This is a genomic window from Streptomyces sp. NBC_00659, assembly GCF_036226925.1.
In the GTDB taxonomy this organism is placed as follows: Bacteria; Actinomycetota; Actinomycetes; order Streptomycetales; family Streptomycetaceae; genus Streptomyces.
The window spans coordinates 6,730,475-6,748,814 of sequence record NZ_CP109031.1 but is presented as its reverse complement, the minus strand read 5'-3'; the positions used below and the strand labels follow the sequence as shown (position 1 = coordinate 6,748,814).

The following is an 18,340-nucleotide window of genomic DNA, read 5'->3' as shown; positions in this document are numbered from 1 at the left end:
CGGCCGGGATCGACTCCCGTCCGGGGCCACGTGGTGCGTACGAGCAGAGCGTGAACGCCGCTCGACCGGCCGGCGGTCAGCCGTCCAGCGACGTCATCACGTGCTTGATGCGCGTGTAGTCCTCGAAGCCGTAGCCCGACAGGTCCTTGCCGTAGCCGGACTTCTTGAAGCCGCCGTGCGGCATCTCGGCCACCAGCGGGATGTGGGTGTTGATCCACACGCAGCCGAAGTCGAGGGACTTGGACAGACGCATCGCCCGGCCGTGGTCCTTGGTCCACACCGAGGAGGCGAGGGCGAAGTCGACGCCGTTGGCCCACTCGATCGCCTGGGCCTCGTCCGAGAAGGACTGCACGGTGATGACCGGGCCGAAGACCTCGTTCTGGATGATCTCGTCGTCCTGCTTGAGGCCGGAGACGACGGTGGCGGCGTAGAAGTAGCCCTTGTCGCCGACCTGCTGACCGCCCGCCTCGACCTTGGCGTGCGCGGGCAGGCGCTCGATGAACCCGGCGACCTGCTTGAGCTGGTTGGGGTTGTTCAGGGGGCCGTAGAGCACGTCCTCGTCGTCCGGCTGACCGGTCTTGGTCTCGGCGGCGGCCTTGGCGAGCGCCGCGACGAACTCGTCGTGGATGGAGTCCTGGACGAGGACGCGGGTCGCGGCCGTGCAGTCCTGGCCGGCGTTGAAGAAGCCCGCGACCGAGATGTCCTCGACGGCCTTGGGGATGTCGGTGTCCTCGAAGACGACGACCGGGGCCTTGCCGCCCAGCTCCAGGTGGACGCGCTTGACGTCCTTGGACGCCGACTCGGCGACCGAGATGCCGGCACGGACGGAGCCGGTGATGGACGCCATCGCCGGGGTCGGGTGCTCGACCATCGCGCGGCCGGTGTCGCGGTCGCCGCAGATGACGTTGAAGACGCCCTTGGGCAGGATGCCGCCGAGGATGTCGGCGATCAGGACGGTGGAGGCCGGGGTGGTGTCCGACGGCTTCAGGACGACCGTGTTGCCCGCCGCGAGGGCCGGGGCGAACTTCCACACCGCCATCATCATCGGGTAGTTCCACGGCGCGACCTGGGCGCAGACGCCGACGGGCTCGCGGCGGACGATCGAGGTCATGCCCTCCATGTACTCGCCGGCCGAGCGGCCCTCGAGCATGCGGGCGGCACCCGCGAAGAAGCGGATCTGGTCGACCATCGGCGGGATTTCCTCGGACCGGGTCAGACCGATCGGCTTGCCGGTGTTCTCCACCTCGGCCGCGATCAGTTCCTCGGCCCGCTCCTCGAACGCGTCCGCGATCTTCAGGAGCGCCTTCTGGCGCTCGGAGGGGGTCTTGTCCCGCCACTGCGGAAAGGCCGCGGCGGCGGCCGCCATGGCGGCGTCCACGTCCGCCTCGCCGGAGAGCGGCGCGGTCGCGTACGCCTCGCCGGTCGCGGGGTTGACCACCTCCGTGGTCCGTCCATCGGCGGCATCGCGGAACTCTCCGTCGATGTAATTGCGCAGACGACGCAGCTCGGTGCTCACTGCCCGGCCCTCCTGTCGGATGTCCAACGGCCCAGGTGTCCACTACCTGAGATGCCTGGGCCCCACCCTAATCCGTGGCTCCACGTTTTCAACACCCCCGAACGGCCCAGAGCTGCGAAATCCGCAAGACGCGTAGCCGTAAACAACGAATTTCATCGCCGCATGCTTGCGGAACTGTCGAGACGTCGTGCACAGTGAGCTCGTGGCCAGTCGAAGTGCGGAACCCAGGGACTCCCGCGAGTCCAGGAACGGCAGTCCCCAGTTGGACACCGTCTCCCTCGCCATCATCGAGCAGCTCCAGCAGGACGGACGCCGCCCGTACGCCGCGATCGGCAAGGCCGTGGGCCTCTCCGAGGCCGCCGTGCGCCAGCGGGTCCAGAAGCTGCTCGACCAGGGCGTCATGCAGATCGTCGCCGTCACGGACCCGCTCACCGTGGGGTTCCGCAGGCAGGCGATGGTCGGTGTCAACGTCGAAGGCGACCTCGACCCGGTGGCCGAAGCGCTGACTGCCATGTCGGAAGTCGAGTACGTGGTGATGACCGCGGGCTCGTTCGACATCCTCGCCGAGATCGTCTGCGAGGACGACGACCACCTGCTGGACGTCATCAACAAACGCATCCGGGCCCTGCCCGGGGTGCGCTCCACCGAGAGCTTCGTCTACCTCAAGCTCAAGAAGCAGACCTACATGTGGGGAACCCGATAGCCGTGAGCACCAAGGACCTCAGCAAGACCGCGTACGACCACCTGTGGATGCACTTCACCCGCATGTCCTCGTACGAGAACGCGCCCGTCCCCACCATCGTCCGCGGTGAGGGCACCTACATCTACGACGACAAGGGCAAGCGCTACCTCGACGGTCTCGCGGGCCTGTTCGTGGTCCAGGCCGGCCACGGCCGCACCGAGCTGGCCGAGACGGCCTTCAAGCAGGCCCAGGAGCTGGCCTTCTTCCCGGTGTGGTCCTACGCCCACCCCAAGGCCATCGAGCTGGCCGAGCGTCTCGCGCACCACGCGCCGGGCGACCTGAACAAGGTGTTCTTCACCACCGGTGGCGGCGAGGCCGTCGAGACCGCGTGGAAGCTGGCCAAGCAGTACTTCAAGCTGCAGGGCAAGCCGACCAAGTACAAGGTCATCTCGCGTGCGGTCGCCTACCACGGCACCCCGCAGGGCGCCCTGTCGATCACCGGCCTGCCGGCTCTGAAGGCCCCCTTCGAGCCGCTGGTCCCGGGTGCCCACAAGGTCCCCAACACCAACATCTACCGCGCCCCGCTCTTCGGCGACGACCCGGAGGCCTACGGCCGCTGGGCCGCCGACCAGATCGAGCAGGAGATCCTCTTCGAGGGCCCGGACACCGTCGCCGCGGTCTTTCTGGAGCCGGTGCAGAACGCCGGCGGCTGCTTCCCGCCGCCGCCCGGCTACTTCCAGCGCGTGCGCGAGATCTGCGACAAGTACGACGTGCTGCTGGTCTCCGACGAGGTCATCTGCGCCTTCGGCCGCCTCGGCACGATGTTCGGCTGCGACAAGTTCGGCTACGTACCGGACATGATCACCTGCGCCAAGGGCATGACCTCGGGCTACTCCCCGATCGGCGCGTGCATCGTCTCCGACCGCGTCGCCGAGCCGTTCTACAAGGGCGACAACACCTTCCTGCACGGCTACACGTTCGGCGGCCACCCGGTCTCCGCGGCCGTGGCGCTCACCAACCTCGACATCTTCGAGCGTGAGGGCCTGAACCAGCACGTGCTGGACAACGAGGCCAACTTCCTGCAGACCCTGCAGAAGCTGCACGACCTGCCGATCGTCGGCGACGTCCGCGGCAACGGCTTCTTCTACGGCATCGAGCTGGTGAAGGACAAGGCCACCAAGGAGACCTTCACGGACGAGGAGTCGGAGCGCGTGCTCTACGGCTTCGTCTCCAAGAAGCTCTTCGAGTACGGCCTCTACTGCCGCGCCGACGACCGCGGTGACCCGGTCATCCAGCTGTCGCCGCCGCTGATCTCCGACCAGTCGACCTTCGACGAGATCGAGGGGATCGTCCGTCAGGTCCTGACGGAGGCGTGGACCAAGCTCTGACCGCACCCCGTCGGCCCCGGCCGTGAGCTCGGCCCGCCGGTTCCCCCCGGCGGGCTCCGGTCTTCCGTTTGACTGATCAACACCGGCCCCGGTGGCGCCCGTTCGAGTGAGAATGGGCGGCCCGGGGCCGCGTGCTGTCCGGCCTCCCGGCCCCGACTCCCTAGCGTGCCCCTTGACCGATCGGCCCTGCCTTCGTTCCCCCGTCCGGGGGACCGAGCGACCTCGAAGAGATCGCCCGGCACGGCACATCAGCTCTGAACGAGGTGTACGCGATGGTGGCCCCGCCTGACAACGACGTGCTCTGGGCACGCGCCCTGCACGTCAAGCACAACGGCTCGCCCGCGCTCAGCGGTGTCTCGCTCGGCGTCCGTGAGGGCGAGATCCTCGCCGTCGGCGGCCCGCGCGGCAGCGGCAAGACGACCCTCCTGCTGTGCCTGTCCGGCCAGCTCCTGCCGCAGCAGGGCGAGGTCTGGTTCAACAGCTCGCCCGTGCACACCATGGGCCCGCTCACCCGCGAGCGGCTGCGCCGGGACCGGTTCGGCTGGATCGGCCCCGTCCCGACACTGGTCCCCGAGCTGAACGCCTGGGAGAACACCGCCCTCCCGCTGATGCTGCGCGGCTGGACCCGCCGGGCCGCCAAGACCGCCTCCCTGGAGTGGCTCAAGCGCCTGGACGTCGGCGACTGCGCCCGCAAACGCCCGCACGCCCTGCTCCAGGCCGAACGGCAGCGCGTGGCCGTCGCCCGCGCCCTCGCCCCCGCCCCCACCGTGCTGTTCGCCGACGAGCCGACGGCCCCTCTGCACCGCGCCGACCAGGCTCATGTGCTGCGCACCCTGACCTCGGCGGCCCGCTCGCACGGCATCACCGTCGTCCTCGCCACCCACGACCCGGACACCGCGGCCCTCGCCGACCGCACGGTGAACCTGCTCGACGGACGGCGTGTGAATACCGTCCACCTGCCCCCGGTCGCCGAGACGGAAGGCCGGGCCGCGTGCTCGCTCTCCGTCTAGCCCGCGGGGGCCACCCCCTCGTCCAGCTCCGCAGGCTCCTGGTCGCCGCCGCCTCCGCGGGCACCGGGTTCCTGCTGCTGTGCACGCTGGGGTACGCGCTGAGCCATCCGGACGCCTCGGCCGCCGGCGCGCTGCGCCTGGCCTGGTGCGTCGTTCCCCTCGCCGCCACGGTCTACTTCGCCGTCGCGGTGGCCCGCACCGACCCCGCCACCCGGCCCCGGCCCGGCCTGTCCGCCATCGGCCTCGGTCCGGGCCGGCTGATGGCGATCTCCGCCGCCACCACCGCCCTGTCCACGCTCCTCGGCTCTCTGCTCGCCCTGGTCCTCTTCCTCCACCTGCGCGGCGACCTGACCGGTATCCCGTTCGGCGGCGCGGCCACGGACTTCCTCGCCTCCGGCCGGTCCCTGCCCCTGCCCGCGGCCCTCACCCTGCTCGTCGTGGTACCGGTCGCGGCCTCCGGCGCGGCCGCCCTGGCCCTGCGCCCCCGGGGCAGCGGCCCGGTGCGCGCCGCGTGGTCGTACGGTCGCACCTGGATGTCGGCGCGGCAGAACGCCGTCTCGGGCGCTCCGCGGCCCGGTACCCGAGGCGGCGGACGGCCCACGGACGGCACCCCCGGTACGCCCGCGCCCATCACCGCGCCCGGCGGTCCCACAACCTCCGCGGCGACCCGCACGACCGCGGGTCTCACCGTGACCGGCACGGGCGCGGGATTCCGGGACGCGTCGGCGGGCGCCCATGACGGCGCCCTGCCGGCACCCGACCCGCGGGCCCCCGCGGCCGACGGCTCCGGCGGCCCCGACTTCCACTGGACCGCCGAGGCGTACGCCTCCGGGGAGACCGGGAGGACGGCCGCGGAGGACCTGCCGCCCGCCGTCGCCCACGGAACGCCGCCCTCGTACCAGCGCCCGGACATCGCGTACGGGAACACGGCACCCTCGTACGCACACCCGGAACCGGCGTACGAGGGTGCCCTCGTGCCCGGTGCGCGCCCGGACCGGCGTCGGGCCGCCGAGGCCGGCTCCCGCGCGCTGCGGCCCGCGCAGGGCTGCCCGAACGGGCTCCCCTGGGGTGCGGCCACACTGGCGGCCGGGCTGGCCGTGGAGACGTACGCGAGCCGTCCGGGATCCGCGCCCGCGCTCGCGCTGCCCGGCGGATTCGTCGGCGGTCCGGCCGGGGTGCTGCTCGGCTGGGTGCTGACGGCGGTCGGTCTGGCCCTCGCCGGGCCCGCGATCACGTATCTGTGCGGATGGCTGCTCCAGGCCGTACGTCCGGGCGCGATGCGGTTGCTGGCCGGGCGGGTGCTCCAGGCGGAGGCGCGGCGCATCGGGCAGCCGCTGGGGGTGGTGTGCGCGGTGGCGTCGGGCGGGTTCGCCATGACGACGCTGTACACCGGCGCCCGGCCCGCCTTCGGTCCGCTGACCACGCTCGGCGCCCTGCTGGTCGCCGGGTGCACGCTGCTGACCCTGGCGACCGCCGCCGTCGAGGCGCGGCAGGCCCGTGCCGACACCACGGCGGCCCTGCTGCAGCTCGGGGCGCCCGCCACGATGCTGCGCGGCGCCGCGGCCCTGCGCGCCGGGGCGCTGTTCGTCGCGTTCGCCCCGCTGACCTGGGCGGTCGCCGAACTGGCCGCGCTTCCGCTCATCAGCTGACCGGCCCGCGGGCCGGTCAGCTGACGCGCCCGCGGGCCGCCCGGCGCGGTCCTCCGGGAAAAGTCCGTACCGGGCGATGATTTCCGGGCGGACCCCCGGTCTATCCCTGCGAACGGCACAACACCGACGGGAGTACCTCGCATGTACCAGCAGATGATCTTCGTGAACCTGCCCGTGTCCGACGTCGCCGCCTCGAGGAAGTTCTTCACGGAGCTCGGCTACACGATCAACCCCCAGTTCTCCACCGACGACTGCGCCTGTGTGGTGATCAGCGACACGATCATCGCGATGCTGCTCGGCCGGCAGCGCTACGCGGACTTCACCAAAAAGGAGATCGCGGACGCGACGAAGACCAGCGAGGTGCTGCTGTGTCTGAGCGCCGAGAGCCGCGAGAAGGTCGACGAGCTGGTCGACGCCGCCATCGTGGCGGGCGGCTCGGGCACCGGCGAGGCACAGGACCAGGGCTTCATGTACGGGCGTGCCTTCGACGACCTCGACGGCCACACCTGGGAGGTCATGTGGATGGACCCGGCGGCGGTCCAGGGCTGAGCCTCACCACCCGGCCGACGTTCCGGGGCCGGCGCGCGGTACAGGGGTCCGCGCGCCGGCCCGCCTCGTCGGGTACGGGCACAAGATCCAGCCCCTCCGGCGTTTGAGGAGCGGGGTCCGGGGCGGAGCCCCAGGTTCGGGTCGGGTAGGGGCGGAGGGGGCGAAGGAAGGTCGTTGGTGCGGCGGGCCGTGAGGCGGCCGGGGCTGGACGCTCGGCCAGAGCCGGCCGAGGCCAGGGCCGATTTCCGGGCGGGGTCGCGGTCAGCGGTCGGGCCGCGGTCGGTTGCGAGGCCGGGGGTGACCCGGGGTCTGGTCGCGAGGCCGGGGGTGCCCCGGGGTCACGTCCCGGGGGGCGGAGGTCCGGAACCCCGGTGCCCCTTGGGCGGCAGCCCCTAGCATGGCCGGGTGCTGCCAACTCCTCTTCACGTCTCCCACGACCGTGAGATCGAATCCCTCGCCGAGTTCGACGAGGCCGTCTCGGCGGGCGGCTCGCTCGCCGGGTTCCGGGTCCAGGCCGTCGATCTGACGGGCCGTACGCGGGACCTGCTGTCCGCGGACACCGGGGGTGCCGTGTTCCTCGGCTGTCCGATGGAGCCCGAGGCGGCCGCGCGGGTCCGGCTCTCGGGTGCGCTCGTCTTCCCGCCCGTACCGGGCCTCCCCCTCGACCCCTACCGGGGCCGGCTCTACTCTCCCGACGAGCTCTTCGCCTCGCTCGACGCGGGGTACGAGTCGACGCCCGACGCCCGCGCGTACGCCTGGTTCCAGCGGACCAAGGCCGACGGCGACATATTCGCGTCGATGGTGCGCGCGGTCCACGACGACTCCGTCTCGGACGCGCTCGAAGAACTCCTCGTCGGCGTACGGGTGGTGGGCGTGATGGGCGGCCACGCGATGGCGCGCGGCACGGAGGCGTACGCGGGGGCCGCACGGCTCGGCCGCACCCTCGCGCGCTCCGGCCTCATGGTCGCCACCGGCGGTGGCCCCGGCGCCATGGAGGCGGCGAACCTCGGCGCGTACGCGGCCCCGTTCGACGACGGCATGCTCGACGAGGCTCTGCGTGTACTGGCCGCCGTCCCCTCGTTCACCCCTTCCGTCACGGACTGGGCGCGCGCGGCGTTCGAGGTGCGCGAGCGCTGGCCCTCGGGCGGCGCCTCGGTCGGCATCCCCACCTGGTTCTACGGCCACGAGCCGCCGAACGCCTTCGCCGCGCACATCGCCAAGTACTTTGCCAACGCGACCCGTGAGGACGGACTGCTGGCCCGCTCGAACGCGGGGGTCGTCTTCCTTCCGGGCGCCGCCGGGACCGTACAGGAGATCTTCGACAACGCGACCCCCAACTACTACGGATCCAGAGGCGAGCCGACCCCCATGGTCCTGGTGGACCGGGAGCACTGGACCGAGAAGTACCCCGCCTGGGCGCTGCTGACGTCGCTGGCCAGGGAGCGCCCGATGGAGTCGCGCATCGCCCTCGTCGACGGCGTCGATGACGCTCCGGAAGCGCTCAAACACCTGGGACCTTAACAACTCGGCAAAGCCAACAGCGGGGCACGGTCTACGCATTGACAGCACTTAGGTCGCGCTTATAGACCTGTGAGACTCCTGGGGGCGCTGTTGCTGGAAATACCGCAGCAAATCCCCCCACACCCCCCGCAGTTGCTCAACCTGTGAAGGGCAATCGTGTCCATATCTCGACGCACCGCACGTTCCGTGCGAATCCTCGGCGTTGCCTCCGCCTCTGCCGCGCTCGCGCTCGGCGTCGCCGGCAACGCACTCGCTTGCAACATCAAGGACTTCTCGGCCGCCGCCACCTGTGACGGCAACGGGAAGGGCATCATCACCGTGACCGATGTCGACTCCTCCGCCAAGGAAGCCACCATCACGGTCTTCCTCGAGCGCAACGGCGCCGACGACCACCAGGTCGGGTCCGCCCAGAAGGTCATCGGCAGCAAGGACGGCGCCACCATCTCCTTCTCGGAGGACTGGGCGCCCAAGGCCGAGTACCGGATCCACGTCAGCGTCCCGAACATCGTGGACAAGGACATCTCGCCGAACCTGGTGACCAAGGACGAGGCCTGCACGACGAAGTCGGAGTCGCCGTCCCCGTCGGCGAGCCCGGAGCCGTCGGAGTCCGCCTCCTCGGACACTCCCTCGGACTCGGCCAGCCCGTCCGACTCGGAGAGCAGCGCCGCTCCGGCCACCCCGGGCGACAACCAGCCGTCCGCGGCCGCCGGTGAGTCCAACCTCGCCGAGACCGGTGCGAACTCCAACACCCCGGTGATCGCCGGTATCGCCGGCGCGCTCGTCGTCGTCGGTGGCGGAGCGGTCTTCTTCGGCATGCGCCGCCGTGGCGCCTCGAAGGCGAGCTGAACCACCTCCTGAACGACCGTGTGGCCCGCCCCCGTCGAGGGGGCGGGCCACACGGCTGTCCGGACGTCCCGCTCAACCCGCCTGCCGCGCCGGCCGCTTCGCGGGGGCCGGTGCCCCGAGGACGACGATCTCCGCGGCGTCGAACTCCACCCCGACCACGTCCCCGGGCTCCGGAGCGTCCCGCAACGCGCACGCGGCCTCCAGCCGGGGCGCGCCCTCCGGCTGGAGCTGTACGGCGACGTGCGTGCCCCGGAAGGTGCGCGCGGCGACCGTGCAGGGCAGCCCGTCCGCCACGGCCACGAGCCGTACACCGGCGGGCCGCACGAGGAGGCTTCCGGGCCCCTGGGGGGCGCCCTCGGGCACCGGGAGCTTGCCCCAGGGGGTGTCGGCGGCACTCCCGCTCACGGTCGCTTCGACCACGTTGTCGAAGCCGAGGAAGCGGGCCACGAAGGAGTCCGCGGGCCGCTGCCAGACCTCGAGTGGCGTACCGGACTGGGCGATCCGCCCGTCGCGCATCACCACGACCCGGTCCGCGAGCGCGAAGGCCTCGCCCTGGTCGTGCGTGACGGCGAGCACCGTCGTCCCCAACTCGCCGAAGAGCTGGCGGAGTTCGACGACGAGCCGTTCGCGTAGCGAGCGGTCCAGCTGGCCGAGCGGCTCGTCGAGCATCAGCAGCCGGGGGCTCGGCGCGAGGGCGCGGGCCAGCGCCACGCGCTGCTGCTCACCGCCGGAGAGCGAGGCGACGGCGCGGTCCCGGGCTCCGGGCAGCCCGACGAGGTCCAGCAGCTCCCCCACCCGGGCGGCCTGTCCGCTCCTCGACGTGCCCCGCATCCGCAGTCCGAAGGCCACGTTGCCGCCCACGTCCCGCTGCGGGAAGAGCTGATGGTCCTGGAACATCAGGCCGACGCCCCGCTTGTGCGCGGGAACGGCCGCCTGGTCCCGTCCGTCCAGCACCACACGGCCCGCGTCCAACGGCTGCAGTCCGGCGACCGTCCGCAGCAGTGTGGACTTTCCGCTGCCGCTCGGCCCGAGCACGCACACGATCTCGTGCTCGGCGACATCGAGGTCGACGGCGTCGAGCACGGGCCGCCCGCCGAAGCGTACGGTCGCGCCCTGGAGGCTCAGCAGCATCTAGAACTCCCCGGTCCGGTCGGTCCGTACCCGCTCCAACAGCAGCAGCGCCACCGCGCACACCACCATCAAGATGGTCGAAAGGGCCATCGCCTGGCCGTAGTTGAGATCTCCCGCGCGCCCGAGCAACCGGGCGACGGCGACCGGCAGCGTCGGGTTGTCGGGCCGTGCGATGAAGACGGTCGCCCCGAACTCGCCGAGGGAGACGGCGAAGGCGAACCCGGCCGCGATCAACAGCGCCCGCCGCACCATCGGCAGATCGACCTCGCGCCACACCCGCCACGGCGACGCCCCGAGGACGGCCGCGGCCTCCCGCAGCCGCCCGTCCACCGCTCGCAGCACGGGCAGCATCGTCCGTACGACGAAGGGGACGCCCACCAGCGCCTGCGCCAGCGGCACGAGGATCCAGCTCGCGCGCAGGTCGAGCGGCGGCTCGTCCAGGGCGATCAGGAACCCGAAGCCCACGGTCACCGCGGAGACGCCGAGCGGCAGCATCAGCAGGGCGTCGAAGCCCCGCATCAGCCGGCCCGCGCGCCGGGTGAGGGCGGCCGCGGCCAGACCGCCGATCAGCACGGCGATGGCGGTGGCGGCGAGCGCGTACTCCAGCGAGTTGCCGACCGCCTCGATCGGGGCGACGAGGAAGACACCTCCGTCGTCGTCGGCCAGGGCCCGGTAGTAGCCGAGTCCCGGGGCGCCGAGGGAGCGCTGGACGAGGACGGCGAGCGGCAGAACGAGCAGAACCGCGATGCTCACCAGCACACCCGCGAGGAGCGCCCACTGCCCGGCACCGCGCGGCCGGCGCGCGGTCGTCGCCGGCGCCACCAGCCGCAGGGCGGTCTCCCGTCGGCGCACGGTCGCCGCGTGCACGGCGAGGATCGCGCCGACGGCCACGAACTGGACGATCGTGAGCACCGCCGCCGTCGTGAGGTCGAAGATCTCGGAGGTCTGCCGGTAGATCTCGACCTCGAGGGTCGAGAAGGTCGGGCCGCCGAGGATCTGCACCACACCGAACGAGGTGAAGGTGAAGAGGAAGACCATGAGGGCGGCGGCGGCCACGGCGGGCCCGAGCGCGGGCAGCGTCACCCTGCGCCAGGCCGCGAGACGCGAGGCCCCGAGCATGCGCGCGGCCTCCTCCTGACGCGGGTCGAGCTGCGACCAGAGCCCGCCGACGGTCCGTACGACGACGGCGTAGTTGAAGAAGACATGCGCCAGCAGGATTGCCCACACCGTGGTGTCCAGACGTACGCCCCACAGCTCGTCGAGCAGCCCTCCCCGGCCGACCAGCGCGAGGAACGCCGTGCCGACGACCACGGTCGGCAGCACGAAGGGCACCGTCACCACGGCCCGGAGCATCTGTTTGCCCCGGAAGTCGAAGCGCGCGAAGACGTACGCGCCGGGGAGCGCGACCAGCAGCGTGAGCGCCGTCGAGGCGAGCGCCTGCCAGGTGGTGAACCACAGCACGTGCCGGATGTCGGAGCGGGTCGCCACGTCCCAGATCCGGCCGAGCTCCCAGCCGCCGTCCCCGTGGAGCCCACGCGAGACGATCGCGGCGACCGGCCAGGCGAAGAACACCGCGAAGAACGCGACGGGCAGGACCATCAGCCCGAACCGCACCGCGCTCCGCCGACGCACGCCGCGCGAGGCCACGGCTGCGGCTTCTGCTGCTGCGGCGGCGGCGGCGGCTTCGGGGCCGATGTCGCCGACCCCGCCGGTCCCACCGGCAGGGTCGGTCCCACCGGCAGGGTCGGTGGGACCGGCCTTGTCCGTTACTTCAGTACGAGTGAGGTCCACGACTTGACCCACTGGTCGCGGTCGGCGGCGATCTTCGCGGGCGCCAGGATCTCGGGATCCTTGGCCTGCGGACCGAACCGGGTGAACTCCGCGGGCACCCGCGCGCCCTCACGGACCGGGTAGACGAACATGTTGAGCGGCATGTCCTCCTGGAACTCCTTGGTGAGCAGGAAGTCCAGGAACGCCTTGCCGCCCTTGGCGTTCTTGGCATTGCTGAGCAGGCCCGCGTACTCCACCTGCCGGAAGCAGGTGCCGTCCGCGACGCCGGTCGGGGCCGTGGCGGGCTTCGGGTCGGCGTAGATGACCTCGGCGGGCGGCGAGGAGGCGTACGAGACGACGAGCGGCCGGTCGGCCTTGGCCTTCTTGCCTCCGGCGGACCCCGAGAACTCCTCGTTGTACGCCTGCTCCCAGCCGTCCACGACCTTCACGCCGTTGGCCTTGAGCTTCGTCCAGTAGTCCTCCCAGCCCTTGTCGCCGTAGTGCGCGGCGGACCCGAGCAGGAAGCCGAGGCCGGGCGAGGAGGTGGCGGCGTTCTCGGTGACGAGGAGGTTCTTGTACGCGGGCTTGACCAGGTCGTCGAAGGACCGCGGCGGCGCCAGCTTGTGCTCGCTGAACCAGGCCTTGTCGTAGTTGACGCAGATGTCGCCGGTGTCGATGGGCGTGACCCGGTGCTTGTCCTGGTCGGTCCGGTACTCCGGCAGGACCTGCTCCGCGCCCTTGGCCTCGTACGGCTGGAACAGCCCGTTGTCGAGCGCGCGGGAGAGCAGGGTGTTGTCGACGCCGAAGAAGACGTCGCCCTGGGGGTTGTCCTTGGTCAGAACGGCCTTGTTCACGGCCTGCCCGGCGTCGCCGTCCTTGAGGACGCGGACCTTGTAGCCTGACTGCTTCTCGAAGTCGGCCAGCACGCTCTTCGACACGAGCCACGAGTCGTGGCTGACGAGCGTGACCGTCTTCGAATCGCCCGAGCCCGAGTCGCCGGACGAGCCGCACGCGGACAGCACGGGCAGCGCGACGAGGCCGAGCCCGGCGGCCATGACGGCGAACCGTCTGCCACTGCTGACGGTGGTGGTGATGCTCACTGATTCCTCCTGGGTGACCAGGAAGAGACGCGGCCCTGCCCAGGACCTCTGACGGTTCCCGGGCAGGGCGCAACAGCTTGAGTAACGACCGAACTTCCTACCCAGAATGACCTGGGCAAGGTTCAGAGGGTCTGCGGTCTGTCCCGCACTCTCAGCGCTGTGGCGCTCCCCTGTCGGAATATGAAGATGTCGGACGGTGAAGATGCCGGACGATGGGATTGTCCGACCATGACGATGTCGGACGACCGCACGGGCCGACTCGGTTCAGACTACCGCTCGGTCGCGGCGAGCTGGCCACACGCTCCGTCGATCTCCTGCCCCCGGGTGTCCCGGACAGTGACCGGGACACCATGGGCCGCGATCGCCTCGACGAACGCCTTCTCGTCCTCGGGCCGCGACGCGGTCCACTTCGAGCCCGGGGTCGGGTTCAGCGGGATGAGGTTGACATGTACGGGCTTGCCCTTGAGCATCCGCCCGAGCCGGTCCCCACGCCACGCCTGGTCGTTGATGTCCCGGATCAGGGCGTACTCGATCGACAGGCGCCGCCCGGACTTGGCCGCGTACTCCCATCCGGCGTCCAGCACCTCGCGCACCTGCCACCGCGTGTTCACGGGGACGAGGGTGTCGCGCAGCTCGTCGTCCGGGGCGTGCAGGGAGATCGCGAGCCGGCACTTGAAGCCCTCGTCCGCGAACCGGTTGATGGCGGGGACGAGCCCGACCGTCGACACCGTGATACCGCGCTGCGAGAGCCCGAGGCCGTCCGGCTCGGGGTCGGTCAGGGCCCGGATCGCTCCGACCACCCGCTTGTAGTTGGCGAGCGGCTCGCCCATCCCCATGAAGACGATGTTGCTCAGCCGCGCCGGACCCCCGGGGATCTCGCCGTCACGCAGCGCCCGCATACCGTCGACGATCTGGTGCACGATCTCGCCGGTGGACAGGTTCCGGTCGAGGCCGGCCTGTCCGGTGGCGCAGAACGGGCAGTTCATCCCGCAGCCCGCCTGCGAGCTGATGCACATGGTCACCCGGTCCGGGTAGCGCATCAGCACGGACTCGACGAGCGTGCCGTCGAAGAGCCGCCACAGCGTCTTGCGGGTGGTGTCCTGGTCGGTCGACAGGTGCCGCACGACCGTCATCAGCTCGGGAAGCAGCGCTTCCTGGAGCTTGCCGCGCGAGGCGGCCGGGATGTCCGTCCACTCGGCGGGGTCGTGCGCGTACCGGGCGAAGTAGTGCTGCGAGAGCTGCTTGGCACGAAACGGCTTCTCACCGATCGCGGCAACCGCCTCTTTGCGCTCGGCGGGCGTGAGATCGGCAAGGTGCCGCGGCGGCTTCTTGGCTCCGCGCGGCGCGACAAAGGTGAGTTCTCCGGGCTTCGGCATAACCCTTCCAGTGTCGCAGATCAATACCACCGGCCCAGGCCACAGCGGGGTGGGGGCCGTCACCCACGGGTGCCACCGGTCAGCTTCGCCCGACCTCGCCCGGCCTCGCACGCCCGGGGGCGTCCCCCGACCTCGCACCGCCCGGGGGCGTCCCGGCGCGGCACTCGTCCGGACCCTCCTGGCGATGTCAGTGCCGGTGCGCCTCTCACCTGCTGCGACGATCCACAGGTGTGCGTGCCGGTGTATGCCTCTCACCTGCTGCGACGATGCACAGATGTGCCTGCCGGTGAGCAGATGGACCCGCACCCGGGTCCGGTCACCGACTCCGTTCAACCGACCTCAGTGCGCTGCAAGGCCTCCCGAAGGGGTACGCCCAGTCGCCGCGCGGTGATCCGTCTGGCCCGTACTACGGACGTGACCGGCGGCGCCGTACCCCAGGTCAGTCCGTCTCCAGCGGCACCTTGGCTCCTTGGCACCGCCGTGATGGCACCCGACTGCTCTGACACATCAGCCGGTTTCAGTGCCGGGAACCCCGGCCGTCAGATCTGCCGTACCGATCCACTCGAAGTCACGGCGAAGACATCGACAGCGAGCAGCTGGCGTCCTGCGCCTGGCATCCGTCGGTAGATCTGCAGAACGAGAGCACGTCGTGGTGGGGACGGCGGCTCTCCCGTGAAGACGGTTTCGGTGTCGTCCGCCCTGCTGTATCCCGGGGACACCGCACCAGTGCGTTGCGACTGCATCACAAACTCTGTTTCTGCTGGTCAGACGGCCTATATTCACAGACTCCTGGATCTTGGACCCAACGTCCGAACGGCGGGTCCGGCACTTGAGCGAGCGGAACGACAGCGAATGGCACGCAGCAGGATGACGCGACGTCATGGGTGGGCGACAGCGGCGCTGCTGTGCGCGGTGGTGCCGTCGGCGGCGGCCTGTACGACAGCGACCGGGAAGCCGGCGGCGAGGAAGACGACCGAGGCCGAGACGAAGGCCATCGCGTCCACGCCGTCCTGCGCGGGCGGGGCCGTCCGGTGGACCTCGGTGCACCGGGAGCAGCGACTCACCGAAGTCTCGCCGGTCGTGAACGTCCGCAAGAGCGACGGCTGGGTCACGTTTCACCCCGGGCTCGTGCGCAACATAGTGCCCCAGGTCAGCACGAGCGACGACCGCGTATCAGCGCACCAGGTCCTCGCCGCGCTCGCCAAGCGCCTCAAGTGGTGGGACGTCGATCAACTGGCCGCTCCGGGGAAGGAGTCCGCCGATCGTCGGCGCTACCCCGTCAAGGTCGACTCCCTCGGACACGCGGGGCGCTTCGTCGAGGCCGAGGGAGTCCAGGCCGTCGACGCGAGCTTCACCGTGAACTGCCCCGGCGGTGACGTCTACGGCAGCGTGAGCACCTGGTTCGGCGGTACAAGTGCATCGCTGGCCTGCGGCGTGAACCCCCACACCAAGGAGCCCTGGATCCAGGAGGCCTACCGACTGACGTGCGGTCCACTCAGAAACTGAGGAGCAGACCCGGCGGGCGGCACGACGACCGGTCCGTACGAGGCGTGGCAGGTGATCGGGCTGGTGCTGATTCTGCTGGCACCGGTGTACTGGGCGACATCCCGGCACTACACCCGAGCCGCTGTCCTCGGCACCACGGCCGGCCTCACCGTCGCCGCCTACTACGACTGGTCGGACGACTCCAGCGGCCTCTTCATGGTCGGCGTGGTGCTGGTCATGATCGGAAGCCTCGCCGTGACCGCCGCCGGCTTCGAACGACAAACCCTCCCCACCGACTCGGCCCCGTCGAGGCTGCGGGCCGGTCCGGGTCAGCCCGGGTACAGGGCGGTGAGCCGGGGCAGCAGGGCGGTCATACGCTCACGGTCGTCGAAGTCGTGGTCCGGATCGACTGCTGGGTCGTCGAAGGTGAAGGCGCCCTCGGGCAGTTCGGCGCCGGTCGCCCTCTCGTAGGCGTCCTGGGCGATGCCAAGAATCTCCTCACCGTCGGGTTCGATCCCCTCGGGCGCCGACGCAGAGATCTCCGGGAGCTCGGCCAGCCGGTCGGCGTGCGCGACGACGCCTTCGAAGACCTCCCGGCCCTGGGCGATCAGCCATCCGCGGAAGTAGTCGAAACCCTCGTCGAAACAGGGGCTGCCACCGCTGATGACCCAGGCCGCGGCCCGGAGGGAAGCTCGGTCGGACGCGGCCATCAGCTCTTGCAGGACCTGCTCGGCGCCGAGGATGTCCCGGGGGGCGTACCCGGCCAGCAGCACGGTGGCCTGCTCGGCGATGTCCTCGACGTCGGCCGGGTCGACAGCCATGCCGCGGGCCCGCCCGATCAGGTTCCAGAACTCTTCCGCGTCCATGGGGCAGAGCATGGCACCCGGGCTGGACTCGGCGGCGAGGGTCCAGCCTGAGCGCCTGCGGTGGAGTGTCCCCGGCCGGCTCGGGCTACGCGCCCGGAGGACGGAAGGCGACCTCTCTGCGGGCGGCCTCGTCGACTTCGTCGAGGGTGAGAAGCGGTGTGGCCCGGGTGTGGAGGGCACCGCTGGCCTTGACGCTGAGGCTGACGGCGGCCATGGAGACCGCGTCGGGGAAGTCGAGGATGCACACGAAGTCGTCCTCTCCGAAGGAGAAGTACATGGCTTCGACGCTCCCGCCGAGGCCGGCGACGACGTGCTCGACGGCGGCGCGGCGGCCGCTCGCGCCTTCCTTGAGCAGGCCCTTCGCCCCCTCGGGGGTGTAGCGGGCCTGGATGAGGAACTTCGGCATAGGGGCTGCTCCCTGCCATTGAGGTGTCCGGTACGTGGATGCTCTTCCCGCCGACGCCTCGGCCGCCCGTCGGAGAACGCCGGGATTCACTCGTAAGACACCAGCCGTCGGTCGGAGAACGGCGGCATTCGCTCGTGAGACAGCCGCCGGACGATTCCGGTGGGCCGCTCGCCGCATGAGCTCACCGCATGAACAACCTGCGCGGCCGAGAAGGACGAGGAAGAGAAGGAGGAGCAAGAGGAGGAGGAAGGCGGCATCGTCACCATTCCGCCGCCATCCCCGCCCCCGCCCCGCCCTCTCCCGAACCGTTCCCGTCCCCGCCCCCGCCCCGCCCTCTCCCGAACCGTTCCCGTCCCCGCCCCCGCCCCAACCGTCCCGGTCCCCGCCCGAACCGGCGCGGCCCTCCCCGTGACTCAGGTCCCAGCCGCCGGACCCCCCACGTCTCCCGGCTACGCGAACTGGCCGGGCCTGTAGTCGCCGGCGGGCTGCTGGATCATGACGTTCGCGCGGTTGAAGGCGTTGATGAGCGCGATGCAGCACACCAGCGCGGCGAGCTGCTCCTCGTCGTAGTACTTGGCGGCGTTCGCCCAGCACTCGTCCGTGACGCCGCCGGCCGCGTCGGCGATGCGCGTGCTCTGCTCCGTCAGCTCCAGGGCGGCGCGCTCGGCGTCGGTGAACACCGTCGCCTCCCTCCAGGCCGCGACCAGATTGAGGCGCACGGAGGTCTCCCCCGCGGCCTCCGCGTCCTTGCTGTGCATGTCCGTGCAGAACCCGCAGCCGTTGATCTGGCTGGCACGAAGCTTCACCAACTCCTGCGTCGCGAGCGGCAGCGTCGACTCCGCGAGCGGCCTGCCCGCGGCGACGATGTGCTTCATGAACTTGGCCGCCACCGGGCTGGCGAAGAGGTTCAGACGAGCTTCCATGGTGTGCTCCCTGTGTCGTTTCTCGTGGTTACACCTGGTTGACGGAACGACCCGGCACGATGTGACCGACCTGAATGTGACCTGCGTCTCTACGATCGGCGGCGCGCGAGGAATGCTGTCGC

The 18,340-nt window shown here is 70.9% G+C and carries 16 protein-coding genes and 1 pseudogene; 9 read left to right on the top strand and 8 right to left on the bottom strand.

What is annotated here, in order from left to right; translation table 11 throughout:
- Positions 1 to 76 precede the first annotated feature (76 nt).
- On the bottom strand, positions 77 to 1,516 hold the full coding sequence (locus OG410_RS29635) for a gamma-aminobutyraldehyde dehydrogenase (RefSeq protein WP_329301889.1): 1,440 nt from the start codon (positions 1,514 to 1,516) through the stop codon (positions 77 to 79).
- A gap of 187 nt (positions 1,517 to 1,703) precedes the next feature.
- Between OG410_RS29635 and OG410_RS29630 the strand changes: the two genes are divergently transcribed.
- The 7 genes from OG410_RS29630 (at position 1,704) to OG410_RS29600 (ending at position 9,161) form a co-directional block, all read left to right on the top strand.
- On the top strand, positions 1,704 to 2,219 hold the full coding sequence (locus OG410_RS29630) for an Lrp/AsnC family transcriptional regulator (RefSeq protein WP_329301888.1): 516 nt from the start codon (positions 1,704 to 1,706) through the stop codon (positions 2,217 to 2,219).
- The gene (locus OG410_RS29625) at positions 2,204 to 3,586 is read left to right on the top strand and encodes an aspartate aminotransferase family protein (protein ID WP_326785221.1); all 1,383 of its coding nucleotides are present in this window, start codon (positions 2,204 to 2,206) and stop codon (positions 3,584 to 3,586) included. Before OG410_RS29630 ends, OG410_RS29625 begins: the two co-directional genes overlap by 16 nt.
- A 272-nt stretch (positions 3,587 to 3,858) precedes the next feature.
- On the top strand, positions 3,859 to 4,596 hold the full coding sequence (locus tag OG410_RS29620) for an ABC transporter ATP-binding protein (RefSeq protein WP_329301887.1): 738 nt from the start codon (positions 3,859 to 3,861) through the stop codon (positions 4,594 to 4,596).
- Positions 4,578 to 6,245 carry a hypothetical protein gene (locus tag OG410_RS29615; RefSeq protein WP_329301886.1) on the top strand — a complete coding sequence of 556 codons (1,668 nt, stop codon included), beginning with the start codon at positions 4,578 to 4,580 and terminating at the stop codon, positions 6,243 to 6,245. Before OG410_RS29620 ends, OG410_RS29615 begins: the two co-directional genes overlap by 19 nt.
- Positions 6,246 to 6,386: 141 nt before the next feature.
- Positions 6,387 to 6,794 (top strand): VOC family protein, encoded by a 408-nt coding sequence (locus OG410_RS29610; protein WP_329301885.1) that lies wholly within the window; start codon positions 6,387 to 6,389, stop codon positions 6,792 to 6,794.
- Between the two features lie 405 nt (positions 6,795 to 7,199).
- Positions 7,200 to 8,315 carry an LOG family protein gene (locus OG410_RS29605; protein ID WP_329301884.1) on the top strand — a complete coding sequence of 372 codons (1,116 nt, stop codon included), beginning with the start codon at positions 7,200 to 7,202 and terminating at the stop codon, positions 8,313 to 8,315.
- Between the two features lie 186 nt (positions 8,316 to 8,501).
- Complete coding sequence (locus OG410_RS29600) at positions 8,502 to 9,161, top strand: LAETG motif-containing sortase-dependent surface protein (protein WP_443063810.1); 660 nt, start codon at positions 8,502 to 8,504, stop codon at positions 9,159 to 9,161.
- 72 nt (positions 9,162 to 9,233) lie between these two features.
- On the opposite strand, the gene OG410_RS29595 is transcribed toward OG410_RS29600, so the two are convergent.
- The 4 genes from OG410_RS29595 to rlmN form a co-directional block, all read right to left on the bottom strand.
- A complete protein-coding gene (locus OG410_RS29595; RefSeq protein WP_329301882.1) occupies positions 9,234 to 10,292 on the bottom strand; it encodes an ABC transporter ATP-binding protein in 1,059 nt (352 codons plus the stop codon).
- Positions 10,293 to 11,891 (bottom strand): ABC transporter permease, encoded by a 1,599-nt coding sequence (locus OG410_RS29590; RefSeq protein ID WP_329304289.1) that lies wholly within the window; start codon positions 11,889 to 11,891, stop codon positions 10,293 to 10,295. It abuts the gene before it with no gap.
- 167 nt (positions 11,892 to 12,058) lie between these two features.
- Positions 12,059 to 13,117 (bottom strand): thiamine ABC transporter substrate-binding protein, encoded by a 1,059-nt coding sequence (locus tag OG410_RS29585; RefSeq protein ID WP_329304288.1) that lies wholly within the window; start codon positions 13,115 to 13,117, stop codon positions 12,059 to 12,061.
- A gap of 314 nt (positions 13,118 to 13,431) precedes the next feature.
- A complete protein-coding gene (gene rlmN, locus OG410_RS29580; RefSeq protein ID WP_329301881.1) occupies positions 13,432 to 14,538 on the bottom strand; it encodes a 23S rRNA (adenine(2503)-C(2))-methyltransferase RlmN in 1,107 nt (368 codons plus the stop codon).
- A gap of 852 nt (positions 14,539 to 15,390) precedes the next feature.
- Between rlmN and OG410_RS29575 the strand changes: the two genes are divergently transcribed.
- Positions 15,391 to 16,044, top strand: a complete 654-nt coding sequence (locus OG410_RS29575; protein ID WP_329301880.1) for a hypothetical protein — start codon at positions 15,391 to 15,393, stop codon at positions 16,042 to 16,044.
- 18 nt (positions 16,045 to 16,062) lie between these two features.
- Positions 16,063 to 16,290 (top strand): annotated as a pseudogene (locus tag OG410_RS29570) (hypothetical protein); the annotation flags it as partial.
- Positions 16,291 to 16,352: 62 nt separating this feature from the next.
- On the opposite strand, the gene OG410_RS29565 reads toward OG410_RS29570, so the two are convergent.
- The 3 genes from OG410_RS29565 to OG410_RS29555 form a co-directional block, all read right to left on the bottom strand.
- Entirely contained in the window at positions 16,353 to 16,889 is a 537-nt protein-coding gene (locus OG410_RS29565) for a DUF4240 domain-containing protein (protein ID WP_329301879.1), read from the bottom strand.
- An 85-nt stretch (positions 16,890 to 16,974) separates the two neighbouring features.
- Positions 16,975 to 17,295, bottom strand: coding sequence for a GYD domain-containing protein (locus tag OG410_RS29560; RefSeq protein WP_329301878.1), 321 nt, complete (start codon positions 17,293 to 17,295; stop codon positions 16,975 to 16,977).
- Positions 17,296 to 17,744: 449 nt separating this feature from the next.
- Entirely contained in the window at positions 17,745 to 18,218 is a 474-nt protein-coding gene (locus OG410_RS29555) for a carboxymuconolactone decarboxylase family protein (protein ID WP_328671758.1), read from the bottom strand.
- Between the last annotated feature and the right edge of the window lie 122 nt (positions 18,219 to 18,340).